Raw genomic sequence first — 12665 nt, 5'->3', positions numbered from 1 at the left:
ATGGTCGCAGTACGCGGTGCGCACTTAAAGGAAAATGATAAATTTGAGCTTTCATCCTGGGTGGAAAGCCTCAAGCAGGATGCCAAGGTGGCAGAACGCATCAGGCAAACTTACCAGCGGTGTATTGATCTCACGGCAAATGTCGACTCGGGGCCACTCTTGTTGTGGCGCGGGCGCGAGATGGTCGAAATTCTTGTCACCCTGAGCATGGATAAGGATACCCTCACCGCTGCGTTGCTGTTCCCGCTGATGGAGGCGGGCGTATATGAGCCGGAGGCTTTGAAGGAAGACTACAGCGCGACGATTTTGCAGATGGTTACCGGGGTCAGCCAGATGGCGGCGATCGGCCAGCTCAATGCGACGACCGAAGGGGCGGAGCAATCGGTTCAGGTCGATAATATCCGCCGGATGCTGCTCTCCATGGTGGATGATTTCCGTTGCGTGGTGATCAAGCTGGCGGAGCGGATCTGCAACCTTCGCGAAGTGAAGGACGAGCCGGACGAGGTTCGCCGCGCCGCCGCCAAGGAGTGTGCCAACATCTATGCCCCGCTGGCTAACCGTTTGGGGATCGGCCAGCTTAAATGGGAAATTGAAGATTACGCCTTCCGTTACCGTCATCCAAATACCTACAAGCAGATCGCCAAGCAATTGGCCGAGCGGCGGATCGACCGAGAGCACTATATCGAGCATTTCGTGACGGATCTGGCCGATGCGATGAAGGCATCGTGTATCAAGGCTGAGGTACAGGGGCGGCCGAAGCATATCTACAGCATCTGGCGCAAGATGCAGAAGAAGAGCTTGGCGTTCGACGAGTTGTTCGACGTACGAGCGGTGCGGATCATCGCCGACGAGCTGCAGGACTGCTATGCCGCGCTCGGTATCGTTCACACCAAGTATCGTCATTTGCCCAAAGAGTTTGACGACTATGTGGCCAACCCGAAACCTAACGGTTACCAGTCAATCCATACCGTGGTACTGGGGCCGGAAGGCAAAACCATAGAAATCCAGATCCGAACCAAGCAGATGCACGAGGAGTCGGAGCTGGGTGTTGCCGCCCACTGGAAGTACAAGGAGAGCGGCTCGTCGTCCGGTGGTGCCAAGTCGTCCTACGACGAGAAGATCAACTGGCTGCGCAAGCTGTTGGCGTGGCAGGAGGAGATGTCCGACTCCGGTGAGATGATCGAGGAGCTGCGTAGTCAGGTGTTCGATGATCGGGTCTACGCTTTTACCCCGAAGGGGGACGTGGTCGACCTGCCGCTCAATGCGACGCCGTTGGACTTTGCCTATCATATTCACTCCGAAGTTGGACACCGCTGTATCGGCGCCAAGGTGGAGGGGCGGATTGTACCGTTTACCTATCACTTGCAGATGGGGGATCAGGTCGAGATTATCACCCAGAAGGAGCCGAACCCATCGCGTGATTGGCTCAACCCGAACCTCGGCTTTGTCACGTCGAGCCGTGCTCGTGCCAAGGTTCATGCTTGGTTCCGCAAGCAGGACCGAGACAAGAATATCGCGGCGGGCCGTGAAATTTTGGAGCACGAGCTGGGTAAAATCGGTGCGACGCTCAAGGATGCCGAGGCCTATGCCCTCAAGCGCTTCAATGTTAACTCGGCCGATGAATTGTACGCTGGTGTCGGCAGTGGTGATTTGCGAATCAACCAGGTGCTCAACCACATCAATGCGCTGGTCAACAAGCCGACGGCTGAAGAAGAAGACCAGCAACTGCTCGAGAAGCTGACGGGGGCGGGCAGCAAGGCTCCTGGCTCCAAGAAGCCACAGCGTGACGCCGTGGTGGTTGAAGGGGTCGATAACCTGATGACCCACCTGGCCCGCTGTTGCCAGCCTATTCCTGGCGATGAGATCCAAGGGTTCGTGACACAGGGGCGTGGTATCTCGGTCCACCGCAGCGATTGTGAGCAGCTTGAGGAGCTACGCCATGTTGCCCCGGAGCGGATCATCGACACCGTATGGGGCGGCGGTTTTGTCGGCAACTACAACATCACGGTGCGGGTAACGGCATCCGAGCGTAACGGTTTGCTCAAGGAGTTGACCAACACCTTGGCCAACGAAAAGGTCAAGGTGGCGGGGATGAAGAGTCGGGTTGACTTCAAAAAGCAGATGTCGATTATGGACTTCGACCTTGAGCTGACGGATCTTGATGTGCTGGGGCGGGTGCTTAAGCGGATTGAGCAGGTGCGCGATGTGGCAGAAGCCAAACGTCTGCACTAAGCCGTAGGCGACAAACCAAAGAGCGGGAGCGAAGGCTGCCGCTTTTTCTTTTCTAACCAGAGAATGGTATTTATGAGCAAGACACAGAGCCCGATTGAACAATTGGTTGAGATTATGGCTACCCTGCGCGATCCGGAGCAGGGTTGTCCGTGGGATCGCAAGCAGACCTTTGCCACTATCGTGCCGCATACCCTCGAAGAAGCCTACGAGGTGGCGGATGCCATCGGGCAGGAAAATTGGGGCGATGTCCGTGAGGAGCTGGGTGATTTGCTGTTTCAGGTTATTTTTTACAGCCAGCTGGGCAAGGAGCAGGGGCTGTTTGATTTTGACCAAGTGGTGGCAGGGCTCAATGAGAAGCTAATCCGTCGCCATCCTCATGTTTTTGCCGGTAGCGAGTTTGCCAGCGAGGCGGAGATCAGCGCCAACTGGGAGGCGGAGAAAGCCAAGGAGCGAGCCGACAAGGGTGAGGACACCAGCGTGCTGGCCAATATACCGCGAGCCCTTCCGGCCCTGACTCGGGCAGATAAAATCCAGAAGCGCTGTGCCAAGCACGGCTTCGATTGGGATACGCTGGGGCCGGTGGTCGACAAGGTCCATGAGGAAATCGACGAAGTGCTGGAAGAGGTTATCCAAGTGCCACAGGACCAGGACAGGATCGAAGAGGAAATGGGGGATTTGCTGTTTGCCGTGGCCAATTTCAGCCGCCATTTGCAAGTCAAACCCGAGCATGCCCTTCAGCGCGCCAACCAAAAATTTGAACGGCGATTTCGCGAAGTGGAGAAAAATGTGCTAGAAAAAGGGAGGCAGCTCGAAGACTGTACTTTGGCCGAATTGGACAAGATTTGGGAGCAGGTCAAGGCTGCGGAAAAGTGAGCGGCGGCGGGATTTGCTATTGACTATACGGTTGATAGCACTCCAATTATGCAGAATTGATTTGAAACAAAAAAAAACCAATCCTGCTGTGATAGTTTTCACGTTGTGGCGATAAAACGTGTCTGGTATACTAATTTCCCGTCCAGATACATTTTATCCTCTATACCAATCTTCCAGGTAAAACATGACAACGAATTACATTTTTGTTACGGGCGGGGTCGTATCCTCACTAGGTAAAGGCATTGCTGCTGCATCTCTAGCAGCTATTCTAGAAGCTCGTGGTCTTAACGTGACCATGATGAAACTAGACCCTTACATCAACGTTGACCCAGGCACAATGAGCCCAATTCAGCATGGTGAAGTATTCGTTACGGAAGACGGTGCAGAGACTGACCTTGACCTAGGTCACTATGAGCGTTTCATCCGCACCAAGATGACCAAGCGCAACAACTTTACAGCAGGCCGCGTATACGCGGACGTTCTGCGTAAAGAGCGTCGCGGTGACTACTTGGGTGCAACTATTCAGGTTATCCCTCACATTACCAACGCGATCAAAGAACGCGTTATCGCCGGTGCACAAGGTCACGATGTTGCTATCGTGGAAGTGGGCGGTACCGTTGGTGATATCGAATCTCTACCATTTATGGAAGCTATCCGTCAGCTTGCTGTAGAACTAGGCCGCGAGCGCGCGATGTTCATGCACCTGACACTGGTACCATACTTGGCTGCGGCTGGCGAAGTTAAGACTAAGCCGACCCAACACTCTGTTAAGGAACTGCTGTCTATCGGTATCCAGCCTGACGTGCTGATCTGCCGTAGCGACCGCATGATCCCTGCAAACGAGCGTGCGAAGATTGCCCTGTTCTGTAACGTGCAGGAAAAAGCCGTTATCTCAATGAAAGACGTAGATTCAATCTACAAGATCCCTCAGCTAATCAAAGCACAGGGTCTTGATGATCTAGTGTGCCAGCGTTTCGGCATTACAGCGCCGGAAGCGGATCTGTCTGAGTGGGAACAGGTTATCTACGAAGAAGCAAACCCAACCGGCGAAGTGACTATCGGTATGGTCGGCAAGTACATCGAACTGCCGGATGCATACAAGTCTGTGAACGAAGCACTTAAGCACGCGGGTCTGAAAAACCGTCTGTCAGTGAAAATCCGCTATGTGGATTCTCAGGACGTTGAGTCTAAAGGTACTGAAATTCTTGAAGGCCTTGACGCAATCTTGGTACCAGGTGGCTTCGGCAACCGTGGTGTTGAAGGCAAGATCCTGACAGCACAGTATGCTCGTGAAAACAAAATCCCTTACCTTGGCATCTGCCTGGGTATGCAGGTTGCACTGATCGAGTTCGCTCGTAACGTTGCTGGCTTGGAAGGCGCGCACTCAACAGAGTTCAACGCTGAAACTAAGCACCCTGTTGTTGGCCTGATCACTGAGTGGGTAGACAACGAAGGTAACGTTGAAGAGCGTAGCGAGAAGTCTGACCTAGGCGGTACGATGCGCCTTGGCTCTCAGCTATGTCACCTAGTTGATGGCACCAAGGCTCGTGAGCTGTACGGTAACCCAACTGTACACGAGCGTCACCGTCACCGTTACGAAGTAAACAACAAGTACGTCGCTCAACTTGAGAAGGCGGGCTTGAAGATTTCTGGTCTGTCTGCAGACAAGAAGCTGGTGGAAATCGTTGAGAACACGGGTCACCCATGGTTCGTGGCTGCTCAGTTCCACCCAGAGTTCACCTCAACGCCTCGCGATGGCCATCCTCTGTTCGAGGGCTTTGTGAAAGCGGCTGGTGCGAACCAGCGTGGTGAGCTAAACAAGTAAGGATTACGGATAGCTGCGGCAGGTGTTAGCTGCAGCTATTTTTTTAGCTTTTAAATTCAAGATAAAGCAAGAGGAAACACAATGTCTAAGATCGTTAAAGTTCTAGGTCGTGAAATTATCGATTCACGCGGTAACCCAACTGTTGAAGCGGAAGTACACCTAGAAGGCGGTTTCGTAGGTATGGCTGCTGCACCATCTGGTGCATCAACTGGTTCTCGTGAAGCTCTTGAGCTACGCGACGGTGACAAGTCTCGTTTCCTAGGTAAAGGCGTTCTTAAAGCTATCGAAGCTGTGAACGGTCCTATTGCAGAAGCTCTAGTAGGTAAAGACGCGAAAGCTCAGGCTGAAATCGATCAGATCATGATCGACCTAGACGGTACTGAGAACAAGTCAAACTTCGGCGCAAACGCAATCCTAGCAGTATCTCTGGCAAACGCTAAAGCAGCTGCAGCTGCAAAAGCTATGCCTCTATACGAGCACATCGCTGAGCTAAACGGCACTCCAGGCGTATTCTCTATGCCTCTACCAATGATGAACATCATCAACGGTGGTGAGCACGCAGACAACAACGTAGACATCCAAGAGTTCATGATTCAGCCAGTTGGCGCTAAGACTCTTAAAGAAGCTCTACGCATCGGTGCGGAAGTATTCCACAACCTAGCTAAAGTTCTTAAGTCTAAAGGCTACAACACAGCTGTTGGTGACGAAGGTGGTTTCGCTCCAAACCTTAAGTCTAACGCTGAAGCTCTAGAAGTTATCTCTGAAGCTGTTGCTGCTGCTGGCTACGAGCTAGGCAAAGACGTTACTCTTGCTATGGACTGTGCAGCATCTGAGTTCTACGACGCAGAGAAGAAAGAATACAACCTGAAAGGCGAAGGTCGTATCTTCACTTCAAACGAATTCTCTGATTTCCTAGAAGAGCTAACTAACCAGTTCCCAATCGTTTCTATCGAAGACGGTCTAGACGAGTCTGACTGGGATGGTTTCGCATACCAGACTGAGAAACTAGGTAAGAAAATCCAGATCGTTGGTGACGACCTGTTCGTAACTAACACTAAGATTCTTGCTGAAGGTATCGAGAAAGGCATCGCTAACTCTATCCTTATCAAGTTCAACCAGATCGGTTCTCTAACTGAAACTCTAGCTGCAATCAAGATGGCTAAAGACGCTGGTTACACTGCAGTTATCTCTCACCGTTCAGGTGAAACTGAAGATGCAACTATCGCTGACCTAGCGGTAGGTACTGCTGCTGGCCAGATCAAGACTGGTTCTATGAGCCGTTCTGACCGTGTTGCTAAGTACAACCAGCTAATCCGTATCGAAGAAGCACTAGGTGAGCGTGCTCCTTTCAACGGTCTTAAAGAAGTTAAAGGCCAGGCGTAATATCCTGCCTTGACGCAAGTTTTACTTGCCTTCGAAAAACCGCCCTTATGGGCGGTTTTTTTATGGGCGAATGACAGGACGGAGCTAGTGTCAAACTACGCTTTATGGGATGATAATCAGCTCGTACCACACCGCTGTAGAAATGGAATCAAGACCTTATACAGTGTGATTGCCGGCTTATCGGAAGCAGGCAAGAAATGGTGCGCTATGATTATCAATTTAGCCAGGGGGAGCGGATGCGCCTGTTAACACTGACATTGCTGATGATCTTGGGCTGGCTGCAGTACGATTTCTGGCTGGGCAAGAACGGGATGGTGGACTATCTGGCCGTTCGCGATAATGTAGCCGTTCAGCAGCAGGCCAATTCTGAGTTGGCCAAGCGTAACCAGCAGATGTATGTTGAAATCCACGATTTGAACCGTGGGCTGGAAGCGGTTGAGGAACGTGCCCGCAATGAGCTAGGCATGGTTCGCCCTGATGAAACGTTCTTCCGCATAGTCGGCGATTAATCCAACTCACTGGCCGCAGGCCGATTACGATATCCATGAGCAGTGAAATGATAGCGGTAGTTCCTGCCGCCGGGGTCGGCAGCCGCATGGCGGCAGATCGCCCGAAGCAATACCTGCAGATAGCAGGTAAAACCATTCTTGAACATACCGTGGCACGCCTGCTGAAACACCCTTCTATCGAGAGGGTGGTAGTGGCCGTGAGCCCGGATGACCCATATTTCCCAGCGTTGCCATTGGCCTCGGATCCCCGTGTCGAGCGGGTCAACGGCGGCGCAGAGCGGGCCGATTCAGTATTTGCAGGGCTCGCTGCCATCGGGGATAGCAATGCATGGGTATTGGTCCACGATGCGGCCCGGCCTTGCTTGCGCCATGAGGACTTGGACAAGCTGATCGCGGCGGCGAAGGCCTGCGAGTTCGGCGCAATCCTTGCCGCGCCGGTGCGCGATACCATGAAGCGCGGCAATGGCAGTGGTGCGATCGCCCAGACTGTTGACCGCAGTGATCTCTGGCATGCCCTTACCCCGCAGATGTTCCGTGCCGGCCAACTTAAGCAGGCATTGGAGTCGGCATTGGCCGATGGCGCAGTTGTGACCGACGAAGCCTCTGCACTCGAACATTGTGGCATGACACCTCAACTGGTGGCGGGACGTGCCGATAACCTGAAGGTGACCCAGCCAGAAGATCTGGCCTTGGCGGCCTTTTATTTGGAAAACTTATTGAGGGACGAGCAATGATGCGAATTGGACACGGCTTTGACGTACACAAGTTCGGTGGCGAAGGCCCGGTGATTATCGGTGGTGTTGCCGTACCTTATGAGCAGGGGTTGTTGGCCCACTCTGATGGTGACGTTGCCCTGCATGCGGTATGCGATGCCTTGCTTGGGGCGATCGGTGCCGGCGACATTGGCCGCCACTTCCCAGACACTGATGCAGAGTGGAAAGGTGCTGACAGCCGGATGTTGCTGCGCGACGTGTACAGCAAGGTCAAGGCCAAAGGCTATCTACTGGGCAACCTGGATGTCACGATTATTGCCCAGGCCCCGAAAATGGCACCGCACATCGAGGCGATGTGCCAAGCGATTGCCGCCGATCTTGAAACGGCAGTTGAGAATATTAACGTCAAGGCGACCACCTCGGAGCGTCTTGGCTTTACCGGTCGTAAAGAAGGCATCGCCTGCGAAGCGGTCGTTTTGATTTGTAAACAATAATTACGTTGCCGTGACGGCGGGAAACTCTTTTCCTGGCCGATCCGGAGCGAACACTATGGTGTAAATATGTCTGGTATTATGGAGCATTTCAGCTGGTTATACGGAGCGCCAAGCTGTCAGGGTCGCATTAAGGTCGAGCCTGAAGATTTTGTGGTGAAGGAAAACCTGGGCTTTGCATTTGCCGGCACCGGCGAGCACTTCATGGTGAAAATCCGCAAGACGGGTGAGAACACCAAGTATGTCGTCAACGAGCTGGCCAAGGCTTGCGGCGTGAAGTCACGTGATGTCAGCTGGGCAGGTCTCAAAGACCGCCATGCCGTTACCGAACAGTGGCTAAGTGTCCACCTGCCGGGTAAGCCGGATCCAGACTTAACGGATTTTGTTGCCGAGCACCCTGGGGTTGAGGTTATTGAAACGGCTCGCCACGACAAGAAACTACGCCCTGGCGATTTGTCTGGCAACTGGTTCGAGTTGCGTCTGCGTGATCTGGACCAGCCAGACGACGTCGTGGCAAGGCTGACGAAGATTGCCGAGCATGGTGTACCGAACTATTTCGGTGAGCAGCGTTTTGGCAATGGTGGCAACAACGTCACCAAGGCGCGTGCGTGGGGCAATGACGAGTTCCGCGTACGTGACAAGAGCAAGCGCAGTTTCTATCTTTCTGCGGCTCGTTCTTGGTTGTTCAATATGGTGTTGTCCGAGCGTATCGCCAAGGGTCAGGTACACCAGTTGATGGCGGGTGACTGGGTTGAGGATAGCAATGAGTCCGGCTCTGTCGTCGAGGCCGTGACGGCTGAACTGCAGCAGGCGGTTGATACCGGTGCGTTGCAGATCACCGCTCCGATGATGGGTGATAACGCGCTGCCGACAACGGCTGATGCCGAGGCGTTCGAAATGTCGATCGTCGAGCGCGAGCCGCTGTTGCTGAAATTGATCCGCGATAACCGGATGCGCCATGAGCGCCGCCCGCTATTGCTAAAGCCAAGAGATATGGTTTGGCAGCTGGATGGCGATTCGGTGACGGTGTCTTTCTCTTTGCCTGCGGGCTGCTTTGCGACAGCAGTTGTTCGCGAGCTCATGGTAGAGCAAGAACAACAGGACGAGAATCATGAGAATTCTGATCAGTAACGATGACGGGATCTTTGCCAAGGGGATTAATACCTTGGCATCCGTTCTGAGCGAGCTGGGTGATGTGGTGGTGGTTGCGCCTGATCGCAACCGCTCCGGTGCCTCCAATTCTCTCACGCTGGATTATCCATTGCGTATCCGCGAAGAGGGTGAGGGGCGTGTTTCTGTCGAGGGAACGCCGACGGACTGTGTCCACTTTGCCTTGAATGAATGGCTCGATTACCGCCCGGATGTTGTGGTTGCCGGAATCAACCACGGTGCCAATCTGGGGGATGATGTGCTGTATTCTGGCACGGTGGCTGCGGCGACGGAAGGGCACTTTCTAGGGGTACCGGCTATCGCGGTATCCCTTGTTGGCGATACCCATTTTGAAACGGCGGCAGAGGTTGTGAAGCAAGTTCTGCTAAATTTAGCCAAAACACCCTTGCCAACTAATAAAATACTCAATATTAATGTTCCTGATGTCACCTTTGATGAACTGGGTGACTGGCAGGTGACGCGGCTTGGAGCCCGTCATCGTGCTGAGAATATGGTCAAGGACGTCGATCCTCGCGGCAAACCCCTTTACTGGCTAGGGCCTCCAGGTGCCTGTCAGGATGCCGGACCGGGAACAGATTTTTACGCCGTTGAACAGCGCTGCGTGTCGATTACCCCATTGCAGGTTGATTTGACCGCCCATGATGCCATGGCAGCGATCCGTGATTGGCTTCACCAGGAGAAACAATAAGAATGCGCTATGTGGAAGAGCGGCATGCCTTGCTGAATTATTTGCATCAGCAGGGGATCCGTAATGACAAGGTGCTCGAAGCCATCGGATCTATTCCGCGCGAGTGGTTTATTGACGAAGCCCTGTCACACAAAGCCTATGAAAATAATGCCCTGCCGATTGGCAGCGGGCAGACAATTTCGCAACCCTATATCGTTGCTAAGATGACCGAACTGCTGGCGTTGGACGAGCATTCTCGGGTGCTGGAGATCGGTACGGGATCGGGTTACCAGACGGCTGTTTTGGCCAAGTTGGTCGGGCATGTTTGTTCTGTTGAGCGAATCAAGTCATTGCAGTGGCAGGCTAAACGGCGTTTTAAGCGTCTTGATCTTCACAATATCTCAACCAAGCACGGTGACGGCTGGCAGGGGTGGCGTAGCAAAGCACCATTTGATGCTATCATTGTTACCGCAGCTGCAGCAGAGATCCCGGTTGAGTTACTGGCCCAGCTTGCCGATGGCGGGCGCCTGATCATTCCTGTAGGGGAAGGCTCTCAGGTGCTCAAGCTGATCACGCGTGAGGCAGATCGCTTTGCCTACAGGGATATCGAAGCCGTCCGTTTTGTTCCGTTGGTTCCGGGTGAGTTGGCATAACTGAATATGGCTAGACAGGGTTTGGGCAAGTCAAAATGGTATCGTTGGGCGCTCGCAGGCACCTGTTTGCTGGTGAGTGCTTGTAGCTCGCATACACCCGCACCGGTGACGAGCCTTAACAAGGATTACGCATCGCTGGAGCGTGGGAGCTTCAGGGGGAGCTATTATCAAGTCCAAAAGGGCGATACCCTCTATTTCATCTCGTATATCACCGGCCGTGATGTGAGCGAGTTGGTGGCTTATAACAACCTGTCTAAGCCATATACTATTTTCCCCGGCCAGCGACTGCAGCTGTGGAAACCGCGTTATGTGGCTCCTGAATACGGCAAACGTGTCGAACCTAAGCCTCCGGTGGTAAAAGCCAAGCCTAAGCCAAAAGCGAAACCGGTAGCGCCTAAACCCGTGGTTAAGCCGACTCCGGTGGTCAAGCCAGCTCCCGTTGCTGTAAAGCCAACACCTAAGCCAACGCCTAAGCCAACGCCGAAACCTAAACCAGTAGTAGCGTCGCCTCCTCCCCAGAAGGTGGCAGCAAAACCGCAACCTGTGCAAAAAAACATCAATAAAAATATTGATCCAGCTCCCACAAAGGAGTACTCTCAAAAACCTAAAAGTAACAAAGTTGTTACAAGTAAGCCAAAGCCTGTTAGCAACAAAGTGGCGTCATGGGGATGGCCAGCCAAAGGGCGGGTGATTGCGAGGTTCTCTAGTGCCAACAATGGCAATAAGGGGATCGATATCGCTGGTCAGAGAGGACAGGCCATCAACGCAGCCGCTGGTGGCGTGGTGGTATATGCAGGTAACGCCCTACGGGGTTATGGCAACCTGGTCATTATCAAGCATAGCGATGACTACCTCAGCGCCTATGCACACAATGACCAGTTATTTGTCAAGGAGCAGCAACCGGTGAAGGCCGGGCAGAAAATCGCGTCGATGGGCAGCTCGGGCTCCGCCAACGTAAAACTGCACTTTGAGATTCGTTACAAAGGTAAATCCGTTGATCCAATGCGGTATTTACCGCGATAGTCAACATGGCATAGTCAGGTTGTAATGTCTTGCTAACTCGCCATCTGGGAGGCGCTATGAGTAGAAGCAATACTGCTACAGATATTGATGACTTTGAATTCGACGCTGAAATGGAGCTTGAAACCGAGACCGAAGAGACCCCTGCTGAAGCTGTTAAGAGTGCTGATGAGGGAATTGACCTTTCGCGTTATGGCACGACGCAAAAAGCCCTCGATGCCACTCAGCTCTACCTTGGTGAAATTGGTTTTTCGCCATTGCTGACCGCCGAAGAGGAAGTGTTGTATGCCCGGCGGGCACTGCGAGGGGATGAGGTTGCCCGCAAGCGAATGATTGAGAGTAATCTTCGTTTGGTTGTAAAAATTTCCCGCCGCTATAGCAACCGCGGCTTAGCCCTGTTGGATCTGGTTGAAGAAGGCAACCTTGGTCTTATTCGGGCGGTTGAGAAGTTTGACCCTGAACGGGGATTTCGCTTTTCGACGTATGCCACGTGGTGGATCCGCCAGACTATTGAGCGGGCCATAATGAACCAAACCCGCACCATCCGCTTACCTATCCATGTCGTAAAAGAACTCAACGTTTACCTCCGCACTGCCCGCGAACTGGCGCAAAAACTCGACCATGAGCCCACCGCCGAAGATATTGCTACCAAGCTCGATAAATCTGTCGAGGATGTGAATCGTATGCTGCGACTCAACGAACGGGTCGGCTCGGTCGATAACCCGATCGGCGGCGATTCGGAAAAAGCGCTGCTTGATATTATTCCTGATGAAAAAAGCGGGGGCCCTGAGACGTCAACCCAAGATGATGATATTAAAGTATCGATTGTCCATTGGCTGCAGGAGCTCAACCCCAAGCAACGCGAGGTACTGGCAAGGCGTTTCGGCCTGTTGGGCTACGAGGCTTCGACGCTAGAGGATGTCGGCCGTGAAATAGGCCTGACCCGCGAGCGGGTTCGCCAAATTCAAGTCGAAGGACTACGCCGGCTGCGCGACATGCTGACCCACCAAGGGCTAAGCATTGAATCTTTGTTCAATCAGGAGCTACAGTAACTTTTCTCCCCCATTTTGCGGCTGCGGGTGAACAAAGCACTAAACAAAAAGGGTTGATGCCAAGCATCAACCCTTTC

At 53.1% G+C, this 12665-nt stretch carries 12 protein-coding genes; all 12 read left to right on the top strand.

What is annotated here, in order from left to right:
• The 12 genes from relA to rpoS all read left to right on the top strand — a co-directional run bounded on the left by relA (position 1) and on the right by rpoS (position 12588).
• On the top strand, positions 1-2232 hold the full coding sequence (gene relA / locus ACSF8X_RS15450) for a GTP diphosphokinase (RefSeq protein WP_047878313.1): 2232 nt from the start codon (positions 1-3) through the stop codon (positions 2230-2232).
• 72 nt (positions 2233-2304) lie between these two features.
• The gene (gene mazG / locus ACSF8X_RS15445; RefSeq protein ID WP_047878355.1) at positions 2305-3105 is read left to right on the top strand and encodes a nucleoside triphosphate pyrophosphohydrolase; all 801 of its coding nucleotides are present in this window, start codon (positions 2305-2307) and stop codon (positions 3103-3105) included.
• A 184-nt stretch (positions 3106-3289) separates the two neighbouring features.
• A complete protein-coding gene (pyrG, locus tag ACSF8X_RS15440; protein ID WP_047878312.1) occupies positions 3290-4930 on the top strand; it encodes a CTP synthase in 1641 nt (546 codons plus the stop codon).
• A gap of 81 nt (positions 4931-5011) precedes the next feature.
• Complete coding sequence (gene eno, locus ACSF8X_RS15435; protein ID WP_047878311.1) at positions 5012-6313, top strand: phosphopyruvate hydratase; 1302 nt, start codon at positions 5012-5014, stop codon at positions 6311-6313.
• Between the two features lie 236 nt (positions 6314-6549).
• Positions 6550-6822: a cell division protein FtsB gene (gene ftsB / locus ACSF8X_RS15430; protein ID WP_047878354.1), complete on the top strand. Its 273-nt coding sequence runs from the start codon at positions 6550-6552 to the stop codon at positions 6820-6822.
• Between the two features lie 35 nt (positions 6823-6857).
• A complete protein-coding gene (ispD, locus tag ACSF8X_RS15425; protein WP_500850361.1) occupies positions 6858-7556 on the top strand; it encodes a 2-C-methyl-D-erythritol 4-phosphate cytidylyltransferase in 699 nt (232 codons plus the stop codon).
• On the top strand, positions 7556-8029 hold the full coding sequence (ispF, locus tag ACSF8X_RS15420) for a 2-C-methyl-D-erythritol 2,4-cyclodiphosphate synthase (RefSeq protein ID WP_047878353.1): 474 nt from the start codon (positions 7556-7558) through the stop codon (positions 8027-8029). The genes ispD and ispF overlap by 1 nt, the downstream gene beginning before the upstream one ends.
• Before the next feature lie 66 nt (positions 8030-8095).
• Positions 8096-9157: a tRNA pseudouridine(13) synthase TruD gene (gene truD / locus ACSF8X_RS15415; protein ID WP_500850360.1), complete on the top strand. Its 1062-nt coding sequence runs from the start codon at positions 8096-8098 to the stop codon at positions 9155-9157.
• Positions 9138-9884: a 5'/3'-nucleotidase SurE gene (gene surE / locus ACSF8X_RS15410; protein ID WP_047878308.1), complete on the top strand. Its 747-nt coding sequence runs from the start codon at positions 9138-9140 to the stop codon at positions 9882-9884. The genes truD and surE overlap by 20 nt, the downstream gene beginning before the upstream one ends.
• Positions 9885-9895: 11 nt before the next feature.
• Complete coding sequence (locus ACSF8X_RS15405) at positions 9896-10516, top strand: protein-L-isoaspartate(D-aspartate) O-methyltransferase (RefSeq protein ID WP_205626064.1); 621 nt, start codon at positions 9896-9898, stop codon at positions 10514-10516.
• Positions 10517-10522: 6 nt separating this feature from the next.
• Positions 10523-11539 carry a peptidoglycan DD-metalloendopeptidase family protein gene (locus ACSF8X_RS15400; RefSeq protein ID WP_500850359.1) on the top strand — a complete coding sequence of 339 codons (1017 nt, stop codon included), beginning with the start codon at positions 10523-10525 and terminating at the stop codon, positions 11537-11539.
• A 56-nt stretch (positions 11540-11595) separates the two neighbouring features.
• Positions 11596-12588: an RNA polymerase sigma factor RpoS gene (rpoS, locus tag ACSF8X_RS15395; protein WP_047878305.1), complete on the top strand. Its 993-nt coding sequence runs from the start codon at positions 11596-11598 to the stop codon at positions 12586-12588.
• Positions 12589-12665 lie beyond the last annotated feature (77 nt).

Source organism: Photobacterium panuliri, from assembly GCF_059920555.1.
Note: the sequence above shows the minus strand (reverse complement) of the source record. Positions and strands in the feature narration are given on the sequence as shown.